The 24,102-nt window shown below is 57.2% G+C and carries 21 protein-coding genes; 13 read left to right on the top strand and 8 right to left on the bottom strand.

Annotation, left to right across the window (positions count from 1 at the left end; translation table 11 throughout):
- Positions 1–39: 39 nt before the first annotated feature.
- The 3 genes from KDX30_RS14135 to KDX30_RS14125 all read right to left on the bottom strand — a co-directional run bounded on the left by KDX30_RS14135 (position 40) and on the right by KDX30_RS14125 (position 4,047).
- A complete protein-coding gene (locus tag KDX30_RS14135) occupies positions 40–1,164 on the bottom strand; it encodes an ABC transporter ATP-binding protein (RefSeq protein WP_027900678.1) in 1,125 nt (374 codons plus the stop codon).
- 247 nt (positions 1,165–1,411) lie between these two features.
- Positions 1,412–2,041, bottom strand: a complete 630-nt coding sequence (locus KDX30_RS14130) for a response regulator (protein ID WP_027899443.1) — start codon at positions 2,039–2,041, stop codon at positions 1,412–1,414.
- Positions 2,038–4,047: a PAS domain-containing sensor histidine kinase gene (locus KDX30_RS14125; protein WP_231676419.1), complete on the bottom strand. Its 2,010-nt coding sequence runs from the start codon at positions 4,045–4,047 to the stop codon at positions 2,038–2,040. Before KDX30_RS14125 ends, KDX30_RS14130 begins: the two co-directional genes overlap by 4 nt.
- A gap of 122 nt (positions 4,048–4,169) precedes the next feature.
- On the opposite strand from KDX30_RS14125, the gene KDX30_RS14120 reads away from it, so the two are divergent.
- Positions 4,170–5,147 (top strand): alpha/beta hydrolase family protein, encoded by a 978-nt coding sequence (locus KDX30_RS14120; protein WP_231676416.1) that lies wholly within the window; start codon positions 4,170–4,172, stop codon positions 5,145–5,147.
- Positions 5,148–5,208: 61 nt separating this feature from the next.
- Here the strand turns inward: KDX30_RS14120 and KDX30_RS14115 are convergent, their stop codons facing one another.
- The 3 genes from KDX30_RS14115 to KDX30_RS14105 all read right to left on the bottom strand — a co-directional run bounded on the left by KDX30_RS14115 (position 5,209) and on the right by KDX30_RS14105 (position 7,733).
- Entirely contained in the window at positions 5,209–5,973 is a 765-nt protein-coding gene (locus tag KDX30_RS14115; protein WP_231676413.1) for a DnaJ domain-containing protein, read from the bottom strand.
- Positions 5,973–6,644: an N-acetylmuramate alpha-1-phosphate uridylyltransferase MurU gene (murU, locus tag KDX30_RS14110; protein ID WP_231676397.1), complete on the bottom strand. Its 672-nt coding sequence runs from the start codon at positions 6,642–6,644 to the stop codon at positions 5,973–5,975. The genes KDX30_RS14115 and murU overlap by 1 nt, the downstream gene beginning before the upstream one ends.
- A 63-nt stretch (positions 6,645–6,707) precedes the next feature.
- The gene (locus KDX30_RS14105; protein ID WP_231676394.1) at positions 6,708–7,733 is read right to left on the bottom strand and encodes an aminoglycoside phosphotransferase family protein; all 1,026 of its coding nucleotides are present in this window, start codon (positions 7,731–7,733) and stop codon (positions 6,708–6,710) included.
- 129 nt (positions 7,734–7,862) lie between these two features.
- Here KDX30_RS14105 and KDX30_RS14100 point away from each other — a divergent pair, with 129 nt between their 5' ends.
- The 11 genes from KDX30_RS14100 (at position 7,863) to KDX30_RS14050 (ending at position 22,246) form a co-directional block, all read left to right on the top strand.
- Positions 7,863–10,637, top strand: coding sequence for an LPS-assembly protein LptD (locus KDX30_RS14100; protein ID WP_231676392.1), 2,775 nt, complete (start codon positions 7,863–7,865; stop codon positions 10,635–10,637).
- Positions 10,618–11,940, top strand: a complete 1,323-nt coding sequence (locus KDX30_RS14095; RefSeq protein ID WP_231676389.1) for a peptidylprolyl isomerase — start codon at positions 10,618–10,620, stop codon at positions 11,938–11,940. Before KDX30_RS14100 ends, KDX30_RS14095 begins: the two co-directional genes overlap by 20 nt.
- On the top strand, positions 11,937–12,926 hold the full coding sequence (gene pdxA, locus KDX30_RS14090) for a 4-hydroxythreonine-4-phosphate dehydrogenase PdxA (RefSeq protein WP_231676386.1): 990 nt from the start codon (positions 11,937–11,939) through the stop codon (positions 12,924–12,926). Before KDX30_RS14095 ends, pdxA begins: the two co-directional genes overlap by 4 nt.
- Positions 12,923–13,729, top strand: a complete 807-nt coding sequence (gene rsmA, locus KDX30_RS14085; RefSeq protein WP_231676383.1) for a 16S rRNA (adenine(1518)-N(6)/adenine(1519)-N(6))-dimethyltransferase RsmA — start codon at positions 12,923–12,925, stop codon at positions 13,727–13,729. The genes pdxA and rsmA overlap by 4 nt, the downstream gene beginning before the upstream one ends.
- A gap of 114 nt (positions 13,730–13,843) precedes the next feature.
- Entirely contained in the window at positions 13,844–14,224 is a 381-nt protein-coding gene (gene apaG / locus KDX30_RS14080) for a Co2+/Mg2+ efflux protein ApaG (RefSeq protein WP_027899453.1), read from the top strand.
- Positions 14,224–15,105, top strand: a complete 882-nt coding sequence (locus tag KDX30_RS14075; protein ID WP_027899454.1) for a symmetrical bis(5'-nucleosyl)-tetraphosphatase — start codon at positions 14,224–14,226, stop codon at positions 15,103–15,105. Before apaG ends, KDX30_RS14075 begins: the two co-directional genes overlap by 1 nt.
- Positions 15,106–15,416: 311 nt before the next feature.
- Positions 15,417–15,737 carry a thiosulfate sulfurtransferase GlpE gene (gene glpE, locus KDX30_RS14070; RefSeq protein WP_231676380.1) on the top strand — a complete coding sequence of 107 codons (321 nt, stop codon included), beginning with the start codon at positions 15,417–15,419 and terminating at the stop codon, positions 15,735–15,737.
- Between the two features lie 286 nt (positions 15,738–16,023).
- Positions 16,024–17,946 (top strand): PrkA family serine protein kinase, encoded by a 1,923-nt coding sequence (locus KDX30_RS14065; RefSeq protein WP_027899456.1) that lies wholly within the window; start codon positions 16,024–16,026, stop codon positions 17,944–17,946.
- 118 nt (positions 17,947–18,064) lie between these two features.
- Positions 18,065–19,336 (top strand): YeaH/YhbH family protein, encoded by a 1,272-nt coding sequence (locus tag KDX30_RS14060; protein ID WP_027899457.1) that lies wholly within the window; start codon positions 18,065–18,067, stop codon positions 19,334–19,336.
- Positions 19,333–20,895 carry a SpoVR family protein gene (locus KDX30_RS14055; RefSeq protein ID WP_099268474.1) on the top strand — a complete coding sequence of 521 codons (1,563 nt, stop codon included), beginning with the start codon at positions 19,333–19,335 and terminating at the stop codon, positions 20,893–20,895. Before KDX30_RS14060 ends, KDX30_RS14055 begins: the two co-directional genes overlap by 4 nt.
- Before the next feature lie 121 nt (positions 20,896–21,016).
- On the top strand, positions 21,017–22,246 hold the full coding sequence (locus KDX30_RS14050; protein ID WP_122706835.1) for a multifunctional CCA addition/repair protein: 1,230 nt from the start codon (positions 21,017–21,019) through the stop codon (positions 22,244–22,246).
- Between the two features lie 322 nt (positions 22,247–22,568).
- Here the strand turns inward: KDX30_RS14050 and folK are convergent, their stop codons facing one another.
- Both folK and folB read right to left on the bottom strand, forming a co-directional pair.
- A complete protein-coding gene (folK, locus tag KDX30_RS14045) occupies positions 22,569–23,096 on the bottom strand; it encodes a 2-amino-4-hydroxy-6-hydroxymethyldihydropteridine diphosphokinase (protein ID WP_231676378.1) in 528 nt (175 codons plus the stop codon).
- On the bottom strand, positions 23,087–23,440 hold the full coding sequence (gene folB, locus KDX30_RS14040) for a dihydroneopterin aldolase (RefSeq protein ID WP_027899460.1): 354 nt from the start codon (positions 23,438–23,440) through the stop codon (positions 23,087–23,089). Before folB ends, folK begins: the two co-directional genes overlap by 10 nt.
- Positions 23,441–23,514: 74 nt before the next feature.
- On the opposite strand from folB, the gene plsY reads away from it, so the two are divergent.
- Positions 23,515–24,084, top strand: coding sequence for a glycerol-3-phosphate 1-O-acyltransferase PlsY (gene plsY / locus KDX30_RS14035; RefSeq protein WP_122706839.1), 570 nt, complete (start codon positions 23,515–23,517; stop codon positions 24,082–24,084).
- The last annotated feature ends 18 nt before the right edge of the window (positions 24,085–24,102 follow it).

Raw genomic sequence — 24,102 nt, 5'->3', positions numbered from 1 at the left:
GATGAGTTCGCCTCTGGCTGATGCCTTTTTATTGATAGATCAATGCACGTGCTGCAAGGGATCGAGTGCGCGAACGTGCTCGATTTGCCATCCAATTGGCACGACATCGCCAACGCTCAGGGCCGGGTCCAGCTCGGCAATGGGCTGCTTGACGAAGAAGTCGGTTTTGCCTGCCACTTCCAGGCGCACACGAACGTGGTCGCCCAAATACACAAACTCTGCAACGCGACCGGAGAAACGGTTCGCGCAGCTCTCGCTGTTGCCATTCAAACTGATGCGCTCCGGGCGGATCGACAGGGTGACGTCATCGCCCACCTGGCCAACATTCACAGCCAGCGCCTCGACTTTCTCGCCCTTCTCCAGTTGCACAACGCAACGCTCGCCGGTATGGCTGAGCAGCTTGCCGCTAAGGCGATTGTTTTCGCCGATGAAGTTGGCTACGAAGGTGTTCTTCGGCTCTTCATAGAGATTGCGCGGGGGCGCGATCTGCTGGATTTCGCCCTGATGAAAAACGGCAACACGGTCGGACATGGTCAGCGCTTCACCCTGGTCGTGAGTCACGTAGACCACGGTCACGCCCAGACGCTGGTGCAGGTGTTTGATTTCCATCTGCATGTGTTCACGCAGTTGCTTGTCCAGTGCGCCAAGCGGTTCGTCCATCAGAACCAGTTGCGGCTCGAAGACCAACGCACGGGCCAGGGCCACACGCTGTTGCTGACCGCCAGACAGTTGCGCCGGGTAGCGATGAGCGAACGTGCCCAGCTGCACCATGTCCAGCGCACGCTTGACCTTCTCGCTGACGTCGGCCTTGCTCATGCCGCGTACTGTCAGCGGAAACGCCAGGTTTTCTGCGACGGTCATGTGCGGGAATAATGCATAGTTCTGGAACACCATGCCGATATCGCGTTTGTGCGGTGGCACGTTGTTGATGGCACGACCCGCGAGGAGGATTTCACCCGCTGTCGGCGTTTCAAATCCGGCCAGCATCATCAGGCTGGTGGTCTTGCCGGAGCCGGAAGGCCCGAGCAGGGTCAGGAACTCGCCTTTGCGAATGTCCAGGTTAAGGTCTTTGACGATAAGGGCTTCGCCGTCGTAGCTCTTCTGCACACCACGGAAGCTGACCAGAACATCATTAGCCCCAGCGCTTGAATCGACGTTGCTCATTACCCACACCTTTGTTTTGTCTGCGTGCGGTCAGCCTAGTTTAGGCTGCGAACCGCGCAAATCGGGGGGTAGGAGAGATTGGGGTAGGGATTGCCCTACAGGGATGGCGGGGATAGGTATGTGCTCGACGACGAATCTCATGACCTTATCGCGGGCAAGCCACGCTCCCACAGGGGAATCAAGCTCCTGTGGGAGCGTGGCTTGCCCGCGATAAGGTCAATGATGTCTCGGGCATGTCGTTTTCAGATCACAACAACTTATGCTCCATCGCATATTTCACCAGATCAGCCAGAGAATGCAGGTTCATCTTCTGCATCAGCCGTGCTTTGTGGGTGCTGATGGTCTTGCTGCTCAGGTTCAGTTGCTGGGCGATGTCGTTGACGTTGGCCCCCTGAGCCAAGCGTTCAAACACAGAGAACTCGCGCTCGGACAATAGCGAATGCAATGGCCTGTTATCCGTCAAGCCCACTTCGAAGACCATGCGATCCGCCAGATCCGGGTCGATGTAACGACCACCCGCCGCTACCCGTCGAATTGCCGTCAGCAGTAACGCCGGATCGCTGTCCTTGGTCGCATAACCGGCAGCCCCGACTTTCAAGGCACGCGCTGCCATCTGCGCTTCGTCGTGCATTGACAGCACCAGTATGGCTGGCGGATTGGTCAGTGCGCGAATACGCGGGATTGCCTCAAGGCCGTTCACTCCCGGCATGGAGATATCCAGCAGCACCACCTCGCATTCAGTCTGACGAAGAGCCTCAAGCAACTGCTCACCGTTACTGGCCTCGCCCACCACGAGCAAATCCTTGGCAAGGCCGATCAACTGCTTGATGCCTTCACGAACAATAGTGTGGTCTTCAGCTACCAGTACACGAATCACTTGTGTTGCTCCTGACCGGCTTGATGCAGCGGAATATAGGCGCGCAAGGTTGTGCCCTCACCTGACTGACTGTCCAGCTCCAGTCGACCGCCAAGCATTAACACTCGCTCGCGCATGCCCACCAGACCGAACGACACGACCTTACCCTGCGGCTGGACAAAACCAATACCGTCGTCGGCAATGGTCAGGCACATGACGCCATCGTCCAGCGTAAGGCTCACGTCCACGGTGTGCGCCTGAGCATGACGTATAACGTTGGTCAGCGCCTCCTGCAGAATCCGAAACATGCCGATGGCCAAAGCATCGCTGAGCGTCGGCAAATTATCAGGCACGTCCACCAGACACGGAATTTGCGTGCGCGCCTCGAACCGTTGCGCCTGCCATTCGATGGCCGACGCGATACCCGCATCGAGAATCGGCGGACGTAGCGCGGTCGCCACATCGCGTACTAACTGGAACAATTGCGATATCAGGCGCTTCATGCTGTTGAGCCGATCGCGCAAGCCCGGATCAAGATCGGCGTAAGCCAGCTCACACATGGACGTTTCCAGCTTGAGCACGGTCAACATCTGACCCAATTCGTCGTGAACTTCCCGGGCGATACGCGCCTTTTCCTCCTCGCGCACGCTTTCCAGATGCGCCGACAGCTCGCGCAGTTGTTCGTGGTAACGACGGCGCTCAGTTACGTCAGTGAGGAACACCACCAGATATTCGGACTCCTCGAAACGCAGGAAACTCAAGGAGACATCGGCAGGCAGAATGCTGCCGTCGGCACACACGCAATTGGTTTCGAATGTCTGAGCAATCCCTTCACTGGAGCGCGCACTTTTCCAAAGGCCCAGCCAGCGATCCATGTGCAGCGTAGGCTCAAAATCAATCAGCGGCCGATCCACTACGCCGCCGGACGAATAACCCAGCATGGCTTCTGCCGCATGGTTGGCATAGCGCACGCGACTGTCCCAGTTGACCCAGAGAATGCCCACAGTGCTTTGATCAATGGAAAACTGTGCCAGCTTTAACGCCTCTTCACCCGCCTCGCGCCGCGCCAGTTCTTCGCGAGCAAGCAACACATCGCGTTCCAGCGACTGCTGCTGACGTCGCTGCCATATAACGATGGCGGAACTGGCCAGCAGCAATACCAGCAGCAACAGGCAGATGTTTTGCCAGAAACCAGGCGACTCGCTGGCTTTCACAGCATTGAGCGGCAACCAGCGCGCATGCAACTGATCAAGCTCTTTGGCCGGAATCGCATGCAGGGCAGCGCTGATAATGTCCGCCAACTCAGGCACATCCCGACGGGAAGCGACTCGCAGTAATTGGGGATAGCCGATATCGCCGACAATACTCAGCCCGGCGAACTCCGGCTCCCGAGACAAGCGACTGAGCTGCGCTTCATCGAGCACGGCATAACGCGCCTGCTGACTCAACAATAATTGCAGCGCTTGCCGATCCAGCGGTACGCCTTGCAGGTTGATATGGGGATAGGTGTTACGCAGGTAGTCGGCGGTGACGCTGGGCATGCGAATCGCTACGCGCGTGCGGCTGTCGAGCTTCTCAAGGTCCACGACACCAGAGCCGTCGCGCTCGCCCACCACCAGTTGCGAAATCCGCAGATAGGGATCGGAAAACAGCCAGACACGAAGGCCGGCCGGGGTTTGAGTCAGACCGGGGGCAATATCCACCATGCCTTGCGCCAAGGCCTCCTCCAAAGCGGCCTGATCAGGGAAGTTACGCCAGAGCAGTTCTGTTTGCAGGCTCCTGCCGAGCAGATTCATCAAGTCGACGTTGGCGCCGGAAAGCTGCTGCTGGCGACGATCAAGCTGCGCATAAGGTGCCTGCATAACCAGCCCAACCCGCAAGGGCCCACGCTTTGCAAGCCATGCGCGCTGCTCTGCCGACAGCGGCGTGGACACGGCTGGCTCTGAATCCGCCTGAGCCACGACGTTGAAAATCATCAAGAGCAGGGCCAGACAGCCGATAACTCCAGTGCGCAGCAGAACCATCATCAAGGTGTCGTTCCCGTGTGTTCTATTTAGTCGTTTGAACCGATGCGCCACTCAAGCATGGGCCTGACAAATCCTTACCAACCCATTAGGCTGCCAATATAGTTTCTGGCCTGGAATATCCGATGTCCTACACATTTCGCGCAACGCTTCCTTCGCTTTGTCTGGCGCTGATACTACCTTGCGCGTTGCCTGTCATGGCGGCAGATCCTGCTCCTGCAAAAGATGCTGCAACCGAACCCGCTGTGGAAAGGGCACCACTGTTACCGCGCACCCAAGAAGATGCGCTGGCCCTTGAAGGGCGCTTGCCGGTTGCCGATCAACAGCAATTGCAGGCTGGCGAAGACAGTTTCCTCGCCTTGTGGAAGCCAGCCAACACTGACGATCCCAAAGGTGCAGTGATCATTATTCCCGGTGCTGACGAGTCGGCTGACTCTCCGGATGCCGTAGGCCCGTTGCGACGCAAGTTTCCGGACATCGGCTGGTCAAGCCTGAGCCTGACCTTGCCCGACCAACTGGCTGATTACAATCAGGCCAGAGCCGCCGACGCGCCTGCAGAAGCGGGTGCAGCAGAAAAATCCAAAGACGCGGCCAAAGCTACCGCGCCAACTGATGCCGACAAAGCCGCTGCCGCAGAAAAAGAGGCTGCTGCTGAAACAGCAAGAGCTGCTGCCGCAGAGGAGCAGGCCAAGGCTCAGGCTGAGCGTATCTTCGCCCGAATTGAAAGCGGCATCAGCTTCGCACAGCAGAACAAGGCCCGCAGTATCGTGCTGCTCGGACATGGCAGCGGTGCCTACTGGGCAGCTCGTTACTTGAGCGAACGCCCGGCGCCGCTGGTACAGAAATTCGCCATGGTCACGGCGCGAGAGCCCGCAGATACCAAGCCACTGCTGACCGAGTTGATACCCGGCCTTAAAGTGAAAACCTCGGACTTCATTTACAAGGACGTGAACAACAGGTCTCCAATGGAACGTCTGCAAATCAGCAAGCGTGCAAAAGGACCAGGCTACAGCCAGATTCCTCTGACCGCGATTCCGGGTAACGCTGCTGCAGAGCAGGAACAGATGTTTCGCAGGATTCGCGGGTGGGTTGAGGCGCAGTAAAGATGATTGATCGGAGCGGAAATGCTGCACCGCTCCCACAGAATAAAGCACAACACCATGATCAAAACCCGCGCCGCGCCTTGATCACTTTGTAGGCGTTATGCAAATCCTGAGTCCGGTCCGTTGCATCGCGCACCTGCAACTGGCTAGCGCCAGAACCGGCTACTTTATCCGGGTGGTGTCGACTGAGCAGGCGGCGATAGGCACGTTTCACCTGCGCAGGATCCGCATCGGCTTGCACGCCCAGCAGTTTCAGTGCCGCCTGGTAATCGTTGCTGTTGTTAGCCAGCGGTTTACGGGGGGCTTCGTGCCCGGAAGCCAGTGAGTCAACTCTGGCCGGCGACCAGCCGAGCCATTTACCCCACCAGACGATCAACTCTCGCTCACCGCGTGAAGGTTTGCCGTTGGCCCATGCCATGCGCCAACACGCGCGCAGCAGCGCTTCAGCCGTATGCGGCTGGGGGGCGAGCCGACGCAGATGGCCGCGCAGATTATCACCCCCGTCCTTGCCTCGATTGAAGGCCGCGATAGCCCGGCGTTGAGCAGGCTCACTCATGCCCATACGATGCATTTCAGCCCGCGCCTGCTGGATGTGCTGCTCGACCACCCGCCCGTCATTCTTTGCCAACCGACCCAGCAGGACGAACAGCAACTCATCATCGCGCAGCGCCGCACGACCGCGCATGCGCTCCCGCAAATGTGCCCAGCTCTGCAGTGCCAGACGCCGATCCAGTGCTTGCCCCAACAACGCGCCCAGCAAGGCGCCCGGGATGCTGGCAATGGCAAACCCGGCTCCGGCGCCCAAAAGGGTAGATGGCCAGAGCATTAGTGTCTCGCCGCGAGCAACTGCTCGACCTGAGCAAGGCGCTCATGGGTGCCGACATCGACCCACTGCCCGGTAAAATGCTCACCGGTCACTTGCCCTTGCTCCATGGCTGCTCGCAACAGCGGCGCGAGTTTGAAAGCACCGGCCTGGCAATCTGCAAACAGTTTCGGGTGAAGGATGGCAATGCCACTGTAGGTGAGCCTTGCACCGGCATCGCTGGAATCACGAACCTGCCCGTCGATCAACGAAAAGTCACCCTGCGGGTGGTGCTCCGGATTATCGATCAACACAAGGTGAGCCAGACCGGCCATTGGCACTCGCAGTGCGCTGAAGTCGTAATCGGTCCAGACATCGCCGTTTACGACCATAAAAGGCTGATCACCCAGCAGCGGCAGCGCACGAAAAATACCGCCGCCCGTTTCAAGCGGCTCACCTTCAGGTGAATACGCAATACGCAGCCCCAAACGTTCGCCGCCCCCCAGGTAATCTTCAATCTGTTGCCCAAGCCAGGCGTGATTGATCACTACATCGTGAAACCCTGCCTCATGCAGCGCGCGCAGATGATATTCAATCAGCGGCACACCGCCTGCTCGAACCAGCGGCTTTGGAGTGTGCAGGGTCAATGGACGCATTCGCTCGCCCTTCCCTGCTGCCAGAATCATCGCTTTCATGCCTGCCTCATCAACACAATCGATAGCCTTATTTCAATGATGACCTTCATACCGTGGCGCGATTCAGAGCGATCCGCTCGCCGGTCGTTTCAAGCTGGTCAGCAAGTTAGCCAGTTCAGCCAACTCTGGTCGCCGCTCCAGCACCGCGTCTATATAAGCAAAGAAGCGCGGAACATCGGCCAGATAACGCGGTTTGCCGTCACGATGGCAGATACGGGCGAAGATACCGATGACCTTCAAATGACGCTGTACGCCCATCAGGTCACTGGCACGCAGAAACTCTGCAAAGTCCTCCTGAACAGGAATCCCCGCCGCGCGAGCCTTTTCCCAGTAAATTTCCAACCAGCCATGCACTCGATCTTGCGGCCAACTGAGAAAGGCGTCCTTGAACAGGCAGGTCACGTCGTAAGTGACGGGTCCATAGACCGCATCCTGGAAATCCAGCACTCCCGGATTAGGTTCGCTAAGCATCAGGTTACGCGGCATGAAGTCACGGTGCACCAGCACTCTGGGCTGCGCCAGCGCGCTCTCGATCAAGAGATCACTGACGCGCTGCCAACTCGCCAATTGCTGCTGATCCATCTCGATGCCGAGGTGTTTGCGCACATACCATTCAGGAAACAGTTCCAGTTCACGGCGCAACAAGGCGACGTCATAGCTGGGCAGCGGTGCATCCATCGGCAGTTGCTGATAAGCCAGCAGCGCATCGAAAGCATCGGCGAACAAAGCGTCTGCGTTTTGCTCGTTGATGACATCAAGGTAGGTTTTTCGCCCAAGATCGCTTAGCAGCAAAAAGCCCTGAACAAGATCTTCGGCATAAATTTCAGGAACATTAATCCCTGATTTATTTAACAAACGGGCAATATCCACGAATGGTTTGCAGTTTTCCTGAGGCGGCGGAGCATCCATCACAATAAAAGTTTGCTCACCACCCTCCCAGCGAAAATAACGGCGAAAACTGGCATCGCTACTGGCCGCGGTCAACGTGGCCGGGGGAATCGCGCCCCAGCCCTGCGCTGAAAACAGCGCGGGAAGCTGCTCATCGAGCCAGGTTTTCAGGCGTTGCAGGCGTACATCTTGATCTGGCATTGCAAGGGTCTCCGACGGCGCTAGCCGTCAAGCGGGTCATGCTTTATTATCCGACATCTTTTTCAGCCCATCGAGAGGCGTGCGGCCCCCCCGCGGGCAGATGGCGCGCAGGAAGCCCGGATTAATAAGATGGCATTGAAATCCCCCGCGTTTCGTAGAAAGTTTCCGTTGCTCATAACCGGCAGTTTGCTGGCGATGCAACCTTTAGCCACTCAGTTCGCGGTAGCCGCCGAACAGTATGACTGCTCAGTCTCTGCTTCGGGTGCCTGGAATTGCGCGCCGAAAAGCAATGCAGTCGAGCTGCCTCCGCGTCCAGTGCACAGCACGACGTCGGTCAGCTCCAACGGCACTGTCACTTCGGACAGTAGCTCCACCAGCGAACCTGCCGTGGCCAAGCCGCAGTTGGTGACCGAAGCCAAAGGGCGCGGTCTCAAGTCGCGCAGTGCTGACTACAGCCACCTTGACTGGGTTCCTCGCGAAAGCCTGACGCCTGCCCAGCTCGCAGAAACCGGACCTTACTGTTCCGGGGCCTACGTCGAGCCGATTCGTCCTGGCATGGATGACAAGACGCCGAAGAAAGACGCGCCGATGTTCATCGGTGCCAAGGCTTCGCGTTATCAGCAAGAAGAGCAGATTGCTTCGCTGGCCGGTGACGTCGTTCTGCGTCAGGGCAGCATGCAGGTCCAGGCCCAGGAGGCCAACCTGTATCAAGCCGAAAACCGCGGCGAGTTGAACGGCGATGTCCGTATGCGCGACAACGGCGCTCTCATCGTCGGTGACCGTGCCGAGCTGCAACTGGACACCGGTGAGGCCCAGATCGACAACGCAGAGTACGTGCTGCACAAGTCGAACGTGCGCGGTAACGCCCTTTACGCCAAGCGTGCCGAGAACGCGATCATTCGCCTCAAGGACGGTACGTACACCACGTGCGAACCGAACAGCAACGCGTGGACGCTCAAAGGCAACAACATCACGCTGAACCCGGCCACCGGTTTCGGTACGGCGACCAACGCAACGCTTCGGGTCAAAGACATACCGGTGTTCTACACACCGTATATCTACTTCCCGATCGATGACCGCCGCCAGTCAGGCTTCCTGCCGCCGTCCATCAGCACCAGCAGTGATACCGGCTTCATGCTGGTAACGCCGTACTATTTCAACCTGGCACCGAACTACGATGCCACGCTCTATCCTCGCTACATGTCCAAACGCGGCATGTTGATGGAAGGCGAGTTCCGCTACCTGACCAAAAGCAGCGAAGGTCAATTTGGCGGCGCATACCTCAACGACGACGATGACGAGCGCAAAGAGCAGACGGATTACAAAGACACTCGCTGGATGATGAACTGGCAGCACAAAGGCGGCCTCGATTCGCGCTGGCTGACTCAGGTCGACTACACCGATATAAGTGACCCGTATTACTTCCAGGATCTGGAAACCAGCCAGATTGGCGTGGAAACCCGCACCTATATCAATCAGCAGGGCTCTTTGACGTATCGGGGAGACACCTATACCGCTGCGATCAACGCGCAGGCTTACAAGCTGGCGACGGTGTCCCAAATCACACCGTACGACAGGTTGCCGCAAATCACATTCAACGGGTCTCTGCCTTACAACCCGGGTGGATTGCAGTTCGACTACCAAACCGAAGCCGTACGATTTGACCGCGACCTGCGCGACGGCAACTACATTGACCAAGACGGCAACGCAGAGGCGCGTCTGGACACTCGCGTGTCGGGTCTGGCCCGTGCCAATGGTGATCGCCTGAATCTGGCCCCGTCGGTCAGCCTGCCGCTGAACTGGAGTTACGGCTACCTGACGCCGAAGCTGAAATATGTCTATACCCAGTACGAACTGGATCTGGACAGCCAAGGCAAGGCAAGCCTGCTTCAGGGCGAAGAGTACAGCAGCAGCCAAAGCCGCAGCGTACCGATATTCAGTGTCGACAGCGGCCTGTACTTCGACCGCAATACAAACTGGTTCGGCAAGGATTATCGTCAAACCCTGGAGCCACGCCTGTTCTATCTTTATGTTCCAGAGAAAGACCAGTCTGACATCCCGGTATTCGATACCTCTGAAACCACGTTCAACTACAGCTCGCTGTTCCGCGATAATCGCTTTGTCGGCTCCGACCGCATTGGCGACGAAAACAAGCTGTCGCTGGGTGTTACCAACCGCTGGATCGAAGACAACGGATTCGAACGTCAACGCTTCAGCATTGGCCAGGCGATCTACTTCAAGGATCGTGAAGTACAACTGCCAGGCGTAGCTTTCAGAGACCGTGATGACGCGCAAGCCAACGTATCGCCTTACGCGCTCGAGTACGAATACCGCTTCAACCGCGACCTGCGCTTCAACTCGGACTTCAACTGGGACCCGGACAGCCGCAGCACACGCTCCGGCAGTGCGATGTTCCACTACCAGCCTGAAGACAACCCGAACAAGGTCATCAACGCTGGCTACCGCTATCGTAATGATCAGATCCGTTATGACCAGAACACTGGCAGATGGGTCATGGGTGGGGATTACGGTACTCCAGGTCAACCGGGGTACGTGAAGGACTACTACAAGATCCAGCAACACGACTTCTCGGTCATCTGGCCGATCGTTCCGCAGTGGAACGCAATCAGCCGCTGGCAGTTCGACTACAACCGCAACCGCACGATCGAAGCTTTCGGTGGTTTCGAATATGACAATTGCTGCTGGAAACTGCGCCTGATCAGTCGCTACTGGGTCGATTACGACGAGTTCAGCCAGAACGAGCCTGAGAACGAAAAAGGCGACCGCGGCGTATTCCTACAAATCGTGTTGAAGGGGCTAGGCGGCGTGACCGGCGCCAAAGTAGATAGCTTCCTCGACAAAGGCATCCAAGGTTATCGTGAACGTGAAGACCAAGCTTTCTGATTGTCTGCGCCCGCTAATGCTGGGCGCGTTACTCCTGGGAACTGCAGCCAACGCTGCAGTTCAGCAACTGGACAGTGTTGCAGCCATCGTCGATAACGATGTGATCATGAAGAGCCAGGTGGACCAGCGTGTCCGCGAAGTTCAACAGACCATTGCCAAACGCGGCTCAGGTGTTCCTCCTGCAGAGGCCTTGCAGCCACAGGTTCTGGAACGTCTGATTCTGGAAAACCTGCAACTGCAGATAGGCGACCGCTCCGGCATTCGCATCACTGACGAAGAGCTGAACCAGGCAATCGGTACCATCGCTGAACGCAACAACATGAGCGTGGAACAATTCCGCGCCGCGCTGGCCCATGACGGTCTTTCCTATAACGACGCGCGCGAGCAGGTTCGTCGGGAAATGATCATCAGCCGGGTGCGTCAACGCCGTGTGGCCGAGCGCATTCAGGTTTCGGAGCAGGAAGTGAAAAACTTCCTGGCTTCCGGCCAGGGTCAGGCTCAACTGTCCGAAGAGTTCCACCTGGCGAACATCCTGATTGCTACCCCTGACAGTGCATCGTCAGACCAGATTCAGGCTGCGGCTCGCAAGGCTCAGGATCTGTACAGCAAGCTCAAGCAAGGCGCTGACTTCGGTCAGGCAGCCATTGCCAACTCGGCCAGCGAAAGCGCCCTTGAAGGTGGCGACATGGGCTGGCGTAAAGCCGCTCAACTGCCTCCTCCATTTGGTGACATGCTGGGTTCGATGCCGGTTGGCGACGTTACGCCTCCAGCCCGTACTCCGGGCGGCTTCATCATCCTCAAGCTGCTGGAGAAGCGCGGCGGTCAGGGTCAGGCACAGATGCGCGACGAAGTACACGTGCGTCATATCCTGATCAAGCCAAGCGAAATTCGTAGCGAAGAAGAAACACGGCGTCTGGCGCAGAAGATCTATGATCGCATCCAGAACGGCGATGACTTCGCTGAACTGGCGAAGAGCTTCTCGGAAGATCCGGGCTCGGCACTCAACGGTGGTGACCTGAACTGGGTTGACCCGAACTCGCTGGTTCCGGAGTTCCGTCAGGTCATGAACGACACGCCGCAAGGCACTTTGTCCAAGCCGTTCAAGACTGCTTATGGCTGGCACGTGCTGGAAGTTCTTGGCCGTCGCGCTACGGACGCTACCAACCAGGCGCGCGACCAGCAAGCCTTGATGGTATTGCGCAACCGCAAGTATGACGAAGAGCTGCAAACCTGGTTGCGTCAGATCCGTGACGAAGCCTACGTTGAGATCAAGCTCCCTGGCGCAGCCCAGGCTGCACAGTGAAACCCCGGCGTTTCGCACTGACACCCGGCGAGCCGGCCGGCATTGGTCCTGACCTTTGCCTGCTGCTCGCCACGCAACTTCAGCCACACCCCCTTATTGCCATTACCAGCCGCGACCTGCTCACCGAGCGGGCCGCGCAGTTGGGCGTGGTTGTCGATCTGATCTGCGTCACACCTGATGCCTTCCCGGACACTGCCGCTCCTGCCGGCAGCCTTTACGTCTGGGATACGCCACTGCAAGAGCCGGTGATTACGGGCCGACTGAACAAGGCCAATGGCGCGTTCGTTCTGCAAACCCTGTCCCGCGCCGGACAAGGCTGCATGGACGGCCACTTCGCCGGGATGATAACGGCCCCGGTCCACAAGGGCGTCATCAACGAAAGCGGCATCGCCTTTTCTGGTCACACCGAATTTCTTGCCGAGCTGACCGGGACTGAACAGGTGGTGATGATGCTGGCCACCGGCGATCTGCGCGTCGCGCTGGTCACCACTCACCTGCCGCTACGCGAGGTCGCCGACGCTATTACCCCTGAGCGTCTGAAACGTGTGACACGCATTCTTCACGCGGATCTGGTGAACAAGTTCGGCATCGCCCGGCCGCGTATCCTGGTGTGCGGGCTTAACCCCCACGCCGGTGAAAGCGGGCACCTGGGGCGCGAAGAGATCGACATCATAGAACCTGCTTTGGAGCGTCTGCGCAGCGAGGGCCTGGATCTACGCGGGCCACTGCCAGCCGACACTCTGTTTACCCCCAAATATCTGGAGCACTGCGACGCAGTGCTGGCGATGTACCACGACCAGGGCCTGCCTGTACTCAAGTACAAAGGCTTCGGTGCTGCTGTCAACGTGACCCTCGGCTTGCCGATTGTTCGCACCTCTGTCGACCACGGCACTGCGCTGGATCTGGCAGGCACTGGCAAAATCGACACCGGCAGCCTGCAGGTCGCTCTGGAAACCGCCTATCAGATGGCCGAGACCCATTCATGACCGAGCAATTTCAACACAAGGCGCGCAAGCGCTTCGGACAAAACTTCCTGCATGACGCGGGCGTGATCGACAAGATCCTGCGAGCCATACGTGCCCGTCCGGAAGATCGCCTGCTTGAGATCGGGCCCGGCCAGGGCGCCCTGACCCAAGGCTTGCTCGGCAGCGGCGCACAGCTGGACGTCGTGGAACTGGACAAAGACCTGATCCCGATCCTGATCCACCAGTTTGGCAACAAGCCCAATTTCAACCTGCATCAAGGCGATGCACTGAAATTCGACTTCACTTCGCTCGACGCACCGGCCAATAGCCTGCGCGTCGTCGGCAACCTGCCTTACAACATCTCCACGCCGCTGATTTTCCATCTGCTGCACAACGCCAACCTGATTCGCGACATGCACTTCATGCTGCAGAAGGAAGTGGTTGAGCGCATGGCAGCGGTTCCCGGCGGCGGTGATTACGGTCGCCTGTCGATCATGGTTCAGTATCATTGCCGGGTTGAGCACCTGTTCAACGTCGGACCGGGCGCTTTCAACCCGCCGCCAAAGGTGGACTCGGCAATTGTCCGCCTTGTGCCCCACGAAACACTGCCGCATCCGGCCAAGGATCATCGCCTGCTGGAGCGCGTGGTACGTGAAGCGTTTAACCAGCGCCGCAAGACATTGCGCAACACACTCAAGTTACTGCTTAGCAGTGACGATATTACTGCTGCGGGGGTCGATGGCAGTCTGCGCCCCGAGCAACTGGACCTGGCCGCATTCGTTCGCCTCGCTGACAAACTGAGCGAAATGCCAGCACCGGCCTGAGCCCAAAGGACATGTAGATGATCGAAGTCTGATTGGTCATTTATCGTTTACATGTCCTAGACTGATTCCACCGGCTTTCCGGTTTTATCCGCATCCGCTTCCAAGGCCTTCCGAATGCCCGATTCCCGATACCAGGTCGACGTCAGCGTCGTCACACGCTTCCTGGCAGAGCAGTCACAACCCGAGCAGAATCGCTTTGCCTTTGCCTACACCGTCACCGTCCACAATAGCGGCGAATTGCCTGCCAAGTTGATGTCCCGGCATTGGGTAATCACTGATGGTGATGGCCATGTCGAAGAGGTACGCGGTGAGGGCGTGGTGGGGCAACAACCTTTGATTGCTGCCGGGAAGAGTCATACGTACAGCAGCGGCACCGTGATGACGACCAAAGTTGGCAACATGCAGGGCTCATATCAAATGCTCGCAGACGACGGCAAGCGCTTCGATGCGGTCATCGCTCCGTTTCGCCTGGCGGTACCGGGGTCTCTTCACTGATGGCGGTGTACGCCGTTGGTGACCTGCAAGGTTGCCTCGAGCCACTGCAGTGCCTGCTGGAACATGTGAATTTCGACCCGGCCAGGGATCACCTCTGGCTGGTAGGCGATCTGGTCAATCGTGGACCTCAATCGCTGGAAACCCTGCGCTTTCTTTACAGCATCCGAGACTCGGTCACCTGCGTACTCGGCAACCACGATCTGCATATGCTTGCCGCGTCGCGCAACATTGAGCGCCTGAAGAAAGGCGATACGCTGCGTCCCATTCTTGAGGCACCCGATCGCGACGATCTGCTGCAATGGGTACGTCGGCAAAAGCTGCTGCACTACGATGCCGAGCGCAACGTTGCCATGGCTCACGCGGGTATTCCACCACAGTGGACCTTGAAGAAAGCCCTCAAGCTGGCTGCTGAGGTGGAAGCCACCCTGCTTGATGACTCGCTCTACCACCCGTTCCTTGACGGAATGTATGGCAACGAGCCAAACAAGTGGGACCCCGAACTGCATGGCGTTGCACGGCTACGGGTTATCACCAATTACTTCACCCGCATGCGCTTCTGCACCAGCGACGGCAAACTGGACCTCAAGGGCAAGGAAGGAATCGAAACCGCCCTGCCCGGCTATGCGCCCTGGTTCAAGCATCCGGAGCGCAGGACCCGCGATGTGAAAATCATCTTCGGTCACTGGGCTGCGCTGGAGGGCCGTTGCGATGAGCCCGATGTCTACGCGCTGGACACCGGCTGCGTCTGGGGCTCTGCGATGACAATGCTTAATGTCGATACCTTCGAGCGGTATCTCTGCGATTGCGATGAGCACGGTAATGCTGAATCAGGTGCGACCCGAACCATTCTGCATGACCCGGCAGGCGTGATCAGGCGTTAAACTCCAGACTCGAATTAATTGCGATCCTGTGGGAGCGAATTCATTCGCGAAAAGGGGGCCGCGTGCAATACATCAACGGCTGACACACCGCTTTCGCGAATGAATTCGCTCCCACACAGACTGTGTGAAAACGTAGCGAGCGACGGCAAGACAAGGCAAAAACAGACGAAAAACGGCCGGGGTCGCGTCCGACTCTAGTGTTCTAAATGAGCATTTTTCGCCTGTTTTTAACGCAGTATTGCCGAGCGCAGTAGTTTTCACACAGTCTGCACAGGAATAACCACTGAGCCACAATCTTCAAGGAGCCAACCATGACCGAATTCAAACGTATCCCGCCAGAACAGGCTCAAGCCCTTCGCGAACAAGGTGCCGTGCTGGTGGACGTTCGCGATCCACAGGCCTTCGCCGGCAATCACATCCCTGATTCCCAACATCTGGACAACCAATCCATTACCGACTTCATCCGCAATGCCGACCTGGATAAACCGGTGGTCGTAGTCTGCTATCACGGTAACTCCAGCCAGAGCGCCGCGGCTTATCTGGTGAATCAGGGTTTCTCCGATGTATACAGCCTGGATGGTGGCTTCGAGCTATGGCGCAACACCTTTCCAGCCGACACAGCCCAGAGCTGACAGAAAATATTTTTATTGCAGTTGATCCCGCGTCCTGCGCGGGCTCGCGACCTAACTGACGGACGGTCTGTCAGTCTTTCTGCTCATCCCTTCTTTATCTTTCCGATTCCGAACTATCCTTAGCCTCAGGCCATCCGTAATCAGGGGAGAGCCGGTACACCGGCGCGTGGGTCATCGGTAGCTACTTTTATGGTGTTTGGGGGGTAAACGGCATCCGGATTCTCGGCTGCTGCCAACATCGACTGACGATCCGCCGCCGGCTCTACGTATCGAGCGAGGTGACGTCATGAGTATTTTTAGCCACTTCCAACAACGCTTTGAATCGACACGGCAGGAGGAGCTCTCCTTACAGGAGTATCTAGAGCTCTGTAAGCAGGATCGCAGCGCCTACGCGTCTGCGGCAGAAAGACTGTTGCTTGCTATCGGCGAGCCAGAGCTGGTTGATACTTCAACCAACTCTCGGCTCTCGAGGATCTTTTCCAATAAGGTCATCCGCCGCTACCCGGCCTTTGCTGACTTCCATGGGATGGAAGAATGCATTGACCAGATCGTCTCGTACTTCCGCCATGCCGCTCAGGGCCTGGAAGAGAAGAAACAGATCCTTTACCTGCTCGGCCCGGTGGGTGGCGGTAAGTCATCGCTGGCTGAAAAACTCAAACAACTGATCGAAAAAGTCCCGTTCTACGCGATCAAGGGCTCGCCGGTTTTCGAATCTCCGCTCGGTTTGTTCAACGCAACCGAAGACGGTGCGATTCTCGAAGAAGACTTCGGTATCCCGCGTCGCTATCTGAGCACCATCATGTCGCCCTGGGCGACCAAACGTCTGGCTGAGTTCGGGGGCGACATCAGCCAGTTCAAAGTGGTCAAACTCTATCCATCGATTCTCAACCAGATCGCGGTGGCCAAAACCGAGCCGGGCGACGAGAACAACCAGGACATTTCTGCACTGGTGGGTAAGGTCGATATCCGCAAACTCGAGGAATACCCACAGAACGACGCCGACGCCTACAGCTATTCTGGCGCGCTGTGCCGGGCCAACCAGGGCCTGATGGAATTCGTCGAAATGTTCAAGGCACCGATCAAGGTGCTGCACCCACTGCTTACCGCTACCCAGGAAGGTAACTACAACAGTACCGAAGGCCTGGGCGCGATTCCGTTCACCGGTATTCTGCTGGCCCACTCCAACGAATCGGAATGGCACAGCTTCCGCAATAACAAGAACAACGAAGCGTTTATCGACCGGATCTACATCGTCAAAGTGCCGTACTGCCTGCGCGTGAGCGATGAGATCAAGATTTACGACAAGCTTCTGTTCAATAGCTCATTGTCCAAGGCCCATTGCGCGCCAGACACCCTGAAAATGCTCGCACAGTTCACCACCCTGTCGCGCTTGAAAGAGCCGGATAACTCCAACATCTACTCCAAGATGCGCGTGTATGACGGCGAAAACCTCAAGGATACCGATCCAAAGGCCAAGTCGATTCAGGAGTACCGCGACGGCGCAGGCGTCGATGAAGGCATGAATGGCCTGTCCACACGTTTTGCGTTCAAGATTCTTTCCAAGGTGTTCAACTTCGATCCACACGAAATCGCAGCCAACCCGGTGCATTTGTTGTACGTGCTGGAGCAGCAGATCGAGCAGGAGCAATTCCAGGCTGAAACCCGCGAGCGCTATCTACGGTTCATCAAGGAATACCTGGCACCGCGCTACATCGAGTTCATCGGCAAGGAAATACAGACCGCGTATCTGGAGTCCTACAGCGAATATGGACAAAACATCTTTGACCGCTACGTGCTGTACGCGGACTTCTGGATTCAGGATCAGGAATACCGCGACCCGGAAACCGGAGAAATCCTCAACCGCGTGGCCCTGAACGAAGAACTGGAAAAGATCGAGAAACCGGCCGGCATCAGTAATCCGAAGGATTTCCGTAACGAAATCGTCAACTTCGTATTGCGGGCCCGCGCTAACAACAACGGCAAAAACCCGACCTGGCTCAGCTACGAGAAACTGCGCGTGGTGATCGAGAAGAAAATGTTCTCCAACACCGAGGACCTCCTTCCCGTCATCAGCTTCAACGCAAAAGCCAGCAAAGAGGATCAACAGAAACACAACGACTTTGTTACCAGGATGGTCGAGCGGGGCTATACCGACAAACAGGTACGGCTTCTTTCCGAATGGTACCTACGGGTCCGGAAGTCGCAGTAAGGCAGCTGCAAGCGTCCAGCTACAAGCTGCAAGAACGAAGCACGTGAAATCTGATAGCCGGGTAATTGCTTCTACTTGCAGCTTGCAGCTCACAACTTGAAGCTCCCCGGAGGGGCCTATGAGCTATGTGATCGACCGACGTCTCAATGGCAAGAACAAGAGCACGGTAAACCGCCAGCGGTTTTTGCGGCGTTACCGTGATCACATCAAGAAAGCAGTCGAAGAAGCCGTCAGCCGCCGCTCCATCACTGATATGGAACATGGCGAGCAAATCAGCATTCCCGGTCGCGACATCGACGAACCGGTGCTCCATCACGGTCGTGGCGGCAAGCAGACCGTGGTTCATCCGGGCAACAAGGAATTCACCTCGGGTGAGCACATCGCCCGCCCACAAGGCGGTGGCGGAGGCAAAGGGCCAGGCAAAGCCAGTAATTCCGGCGAAGGCATGGATGAGTTTGTCTTTCAGATTACTCAGGAAGAGTTTCTGGAGTTCATGTTCGAAGACCTCGAACTGCCCAACCTGGTCAAACGCAACCTGACCGGCACAGACACCTTCAAAACCGTCCGCGCCGGGATCAGCAACGAGGGCAACCCTTCGCGCATCAATATCATCCGCACCCTTCGTTCCGCTCACGCGCGTCGCATTGCACTGTCCGGCAGCAGCCGCGCCAAACTCAGAGAAACCATCACTGAGCTGGATCGTCTGAAGCGCGAAGAACCCGACAACTTCGGCGATATTCAGGAGCTGGAGTCTGAAGTTGATCGCCTGAAGGCCCGCATTCGCCGGGTACCGTATCTCGATACCTTCGACCTCAAATACAACCTGCTGGTCAAACAACCAAACCCAAGCTCCAAAGCGGTCATGTTCTGCCTGATGGACGTTTCCGGCTCCATGACCCAGGCCACCAAAGATATCGCCAAGCGCTTCTTCATCCTGTTGTACCTGTTCCTCAAGCGTAATTACGACAAGATTGAAGTGGTCTTCATCCGCCACCACACCAGCGCCCGGGAAGTCGACGAGGAAGAATTTTTCTATTCGCGGGAAACCGGCGGCACCATAGTTTCCAGCGCACTCAAGCTGATGCAGGAAATCATGGCTGAGCGTTATCCCACCAACGAATGGAATATCTACGCAGCCCAAGCGTCGGACGGCGACAACTGGAATGACGACTCGCCTATTTGTCGCGACATTCTGATCAAGCAGATCATGCCGTTTGTTCAGTACTACACGTACGTGGAGATTACTCCACGTGAACATCAGGCCTTGTGGTTCGAATACGAACGTATCGGTGAAGCATTCGCCGACACGTTTGCCCAGCAGCAGCTGGTCTCTGCCGGTGATATCTATCCGGTATTCCGTGAACTCTTCCAGCGCAGGTTAGTGACATGACCGCTAGAGAGCAGAAGCGCCAACCCCTGTCCACCGGTTCCGAGTGGACGTTTGAACTCATTCAGGCCTACGACCGCGAGATCAGCCGTATCGCGGAACGCTATGCGCTGGATACCTATCCCAACCAGATTGAAGTGATCACGGCCGAGCAGATGATGGATGCTTATGCCTCAGTGGGTATGCCCTTGGGCTATCACCACTGGTCCTACGGCAAACACTTCCTGAGCACGGAGAAATCCTACACACGTGGCCAGATGGGTCTGGCCTATGAAATCGTCATCAACTCTGATCCTTGTATCGCTTACCTGATGGAAGAGAACACCATCTGCATGCAGGCACTGGTAGTGGCCCACGCCTGCTACGGGCACAACAGCTTTTTCAAGGGGAACTACCTGTTCCGAACCTGGACCGACGCCAGCTCGATCATTGATTACCTGGTGTTTGCCAAGCAGTACATCATGCAATGCGAAGAGCGCCATGGGATCGATGCCGTCGAGGACTTGCTCGACTCCTGCCATGCACTCATGAACTATGGCGTGGACCGCTATAAACGCCCTTACCCAATCTCGGCCGAAGAAGAACGCCGCCGACAGAAAGACCGGGAAGAGCATCTTCAGAAACAGATCAATGATCTGTGGCGCACTATCCCTAAAAACGCCGACAAAAACAGCAAAGAGGACAACGCTCGTTTCCCCGCAGAACCGCAGGAAAACATCCTCTACTTCATCGAAAAACATGCACCTCTGCTGGAACCATGGCAGCGTGAAATCGTACGTATCGTGCGCAAGATTGCGCAGTACTTCTATCCGCAGCGCCAGACTCAGGTGATGAACGAAGGCTGGGCGACGTTCTGGCACTACACGCTGATGAACGACCTGTATGACGAGGGCCTGGTCACCGACGGCTTCATGATGGAGTTCCTGACCTCGCACACCAGCGTCATCTATCAACCTGGTTTCGACAGCCCTTATTACAGCGGCATCAACCCCTACACGCTGGGTTTCGCCATGTATCGCGATATACGCCGCATGTGTGAAGAGCCTACCGAGGAAGATTACCGCTGGTTCCCCGAACTTGCTGGCACGGATTGGCTGACTGCCGTGAAGTTTGCCATGAGCAGCTTCAAGGACGAGAGCTTCATCCTTCAGTACCTGTCACCCAAAGTGATCCGGGATCTGAAACTGTTCAGCATCATGGACGACGATCAGAAAGACGATCTGGTGGTGCCAGCCATTCACGATGAGCCTGGTTACCGGATCATCCGCGAAACGCTGGCGGCGCAGTACAACCTGGGCAATCGTGAGCCCAACGTGCAGATCTACAGCATCGATCGCCGCGGCGACCGCTCATTGACGCTTCGCCATCAGCAGCACGACCGTAAACCACTGTCTGAATCCACCGACGAGGTGCTTAAGCACCTGCATCGGCTCTGGGGGTTTGATATCCACCTGGAAACGCTGCAAGGCGACCAAGTCATGAAAACTCATCACGTCCCTCCAAAGAGCGAGCATGCCGACAGTGAATATCCCCGGCTTGATATGGCGGTAGTACACCTCTAGAACGCCTGCTTGATGGGATTGCTCAGCGAGGTATTTGTTTGGCACCCTATGACTATTGATTAGGTTTTACCTCCGCAAGAGCGACACAGGGTTTATCCTGTCGCGCTTACGGAGGTTTTTTATGCAGATCTATAAAGTCGGTGGCGCGGTGCGCGACCGTCTGCTGGGCAAACCGGTTACCGATGTGGATTGGGTAGTGGTCGGCGCGACTACCGATGAAATGCTGATCAAGGGCTATCGTCCGGTGGGTATCGACTTTCCGGTTTTTCTTCACCCACTGACGGGCGAGGAATATGCCTTGGCCCGTACCGAACGCAAAAGTGGACGCGGATACGGCGGCTTCGTGTTTCACGCCAGCCCTGACGTTACCCTCGAAGATGACTTGATCCGTCGCGACCTGACCATCAACGCCATCGCCGAAGATAAAGAGGGCAATCTGACCGACCCTTACGGCGGCCAGCGTGACTTAGAGGCCCGCGTTTTACGCCACGTTTCCCCCGCGTTCGCCGAAGATCCACTGCGAGTCTTGCGTGTAGCCCGCTTTGCCGCACGCTACGCGCCGGAAGGTTTCAGCATCGCGCCTGAAACGCTGGAACTGATGCGTCAGCTCAGCGAATCAGGCGAACTTGATGCGCTGACCCCGGAACGCAGCTGGAAGGAAATTTCCCGCGCGCTCATGGAAAAACAGCCACAAGTATTTATTCGGGTGTTGCGTGACTGCGGCGCTCTGAAGGAGCTTTTGCCAGAAGTTGACGCGCTGTTCGGCGTCCCTCAGCCGCCCGCCCACCATCCTGAAATAGACACCGGCGAGCATGTGCTGAGCGTTCTGCAACAGGCTGCCATCCACCAGCAACCGCTGAGCGTGCGTTGGGCCTGCTTGCTTCACGACTTGGGGAAAGGTCTGACGCCCGAAGACGAATGGCCGAGGCATATTGCCCACGAACATACGGGCTTGCGGTTGATCAAGGCGGTTAATGCTCGCTTCAAGGTGCCACGGGAGTGTCAGGAATTGGCATTGCTTGTAGGCCAATACCACACCCATGGCCACCGGGCATTGGAGCTTAAGCCTTCAACGGTGCTGGATTTGCTGCACAGTTTTGACGTCTATCGTCGGCCTCAGCGCTTCGAAGACTTCATCATTGCCTGCGAAATGGATGCCCGAGGCCGACACGGTTTTGAACAGCGCGATTACCCGCAAGCCGAATACCTGCGCGGCGCAGCTGAAGCGGCACGCGCGGTTTCGGTGCAGCCACTGATCGAAAAGGGCTTCAAGGGTCAAGAACTGGGCGAAGCACTCAAAGCCGAACGACTGGATGCGTTGAAGGTTTACAAGGCGCAGTACAACAGCTGAGCGGCAGTGCTTAAACCGGATTGATTCCCTGTGGGAGGTTCTATGTCTGCTTTCAATCCGTAGGACCGGCTTCAGCCGGGAGGGCGGTATTTCTGCCGAAAGATATCTGACAAAGCTACAACGCCCTCCCGGCTGAAGCCGGTCCTACAGGATAAAAATCAGAAAACGCTTGCGGGCAAACATAGAATCTCCCACAGGTTTGGCGAATCCGTTGGAGCGAGGCTTGCCCGCGAATGCGGTCGATGTAGTCTTTCAGGCAAGCCGCGTCATTGCTTTTTCGCGAACAAGGTGGAGCGCCCCGCCGGTCGTTCCTACAATTTTCTCAACCCTTGCCTAGCAAGCTCTGCGGCGTCAATTGCCTGCCCCGCCATTCAAACGAAACCGGCCACAGCTGTTGCTCAATTTTCGCGCGCTCCCAGAGCTGCTCAAAAGTGGCGCCAGCCTCAGGATGCAGACGCTCAGGCGCAATTAGTGACAACGGCCATAGCACGAAGGCGTTTTTGAGGATCTCGGCACGAGGCAGGATCAAACCGTCGAAGTCACCGACCTGATCGCCGTACAGGAGCACGTCGATATCCAGCGGCAGCCCCTTTCGATCCGGAGCGTAACGCCCGTTATCGGCTTCGATAAACTTCAAGCGGCGGTCAAGCTCCATCAACGGCAGCGCGGTCAAACCCGTTACTACAAGGTTGAAGAACAGACCACTCTTGATTCCGACTGGCTGACTTTCAAACACCGGAGAACAAACGATATCGCTGACGAAGCCATCCAGCGCCTCCAGCCCCGCAATCAGGTGCTTCTCGCGCTCAATGTTACTGCCCAAACCAAGGTAAACCCGTGTCAGCGACATCCGCGCTCGATCTCCACGCCCACACCAGCAGCAGCTGCAACCGCGCCGGGCTTGGTCAGTTTCAAGTGCAGCCAGGGAATCTGGAACTCACTCATAAGCACTTCCGCCAATCGTTCGGCAAAGGTCTCCACCAACTGGAACTGCGCCTTGTCGGCAAAATCCAGAATGCGAGTGGAGACGCTGGCGTAGTCGAGTGCCTTGCTCAGGTCATCACCAGCAGCGGCTGGTCGATTATCCCAGGCAAAACTCAGGTCCAGGCGCAGACACTGGCGAATGCCCCGCTCCCAGTCGTAAGCACCGATAACGGTATCGACTTCCAGACCTTCAATGAAAACTCTGTCCAAACACCACTCTCCACTGCACGACAAGGGCGCGATGCGCCGTTAGAATCAGGGCTTCCCAGCCCGGAATAGTTAGCATGTTTTGGTTACTGGCGATTTTCGCCTACCTGCTTGGCTCACTGTCCTTCGCCATTCTCCTGAGCCGCCTCACTGGCAGCCCGGACCCGCGCGCCAGCGGCTCTGGCAATGCGGGCGCGACCAACATGTTGCGTCTGGCCGGCAAAAAACTCGCGATCCTGACGCTGCTCGGCGACCTGTGCAAAGGCCTGCTGCCGGTACTGATCGCCAATCTCGCCGGGATGGACCCAAGAGCGCAGGCCTGGATTGGGCTCTGCGCGGTGCTGGGTCATCTGTTCCCGCTCTACTTTCGCTTCCGCGGTGGCAAAGGCGTCGCCACTGCCGCCGGTGTACTGCTGGGGCTTTATCCGCCCGCCGCCATCCTGGCAATGTGTGCGTGGGGGCTGATGTTCTATATGACCCGCACCAGCTCGATCGCGGCCCTGGTCGCTACCCCGCTGACGCTGCCATTGCTCGCCTGGCAAGAACCACGAGCGTTGCTGCCGATGACTCTGCTCACGCTGCTGATTGTCTGGCGGCACCGGGGCAATCTACGCGACCTGTTTGCCGGGCGCGAACGGCATTTTTGAATCGCCTGAATGAATCCG

The organism is Pseudomonas quasicaspiana (genome assembly GCF_021147825.1).
GTDB classification, from domain to species: Bacteria; Pseudomonadota; Gammaproteobacteria; order Pseudomonadales; family Pseudomonadaceae; genus Aquipseudomonas; species Aquipseudomonas quasicaspiana.
Note: the sequence above shows the minus strand (reverse complement) of the source record. Positions and strands in the feature narration are given on the sequence as shown.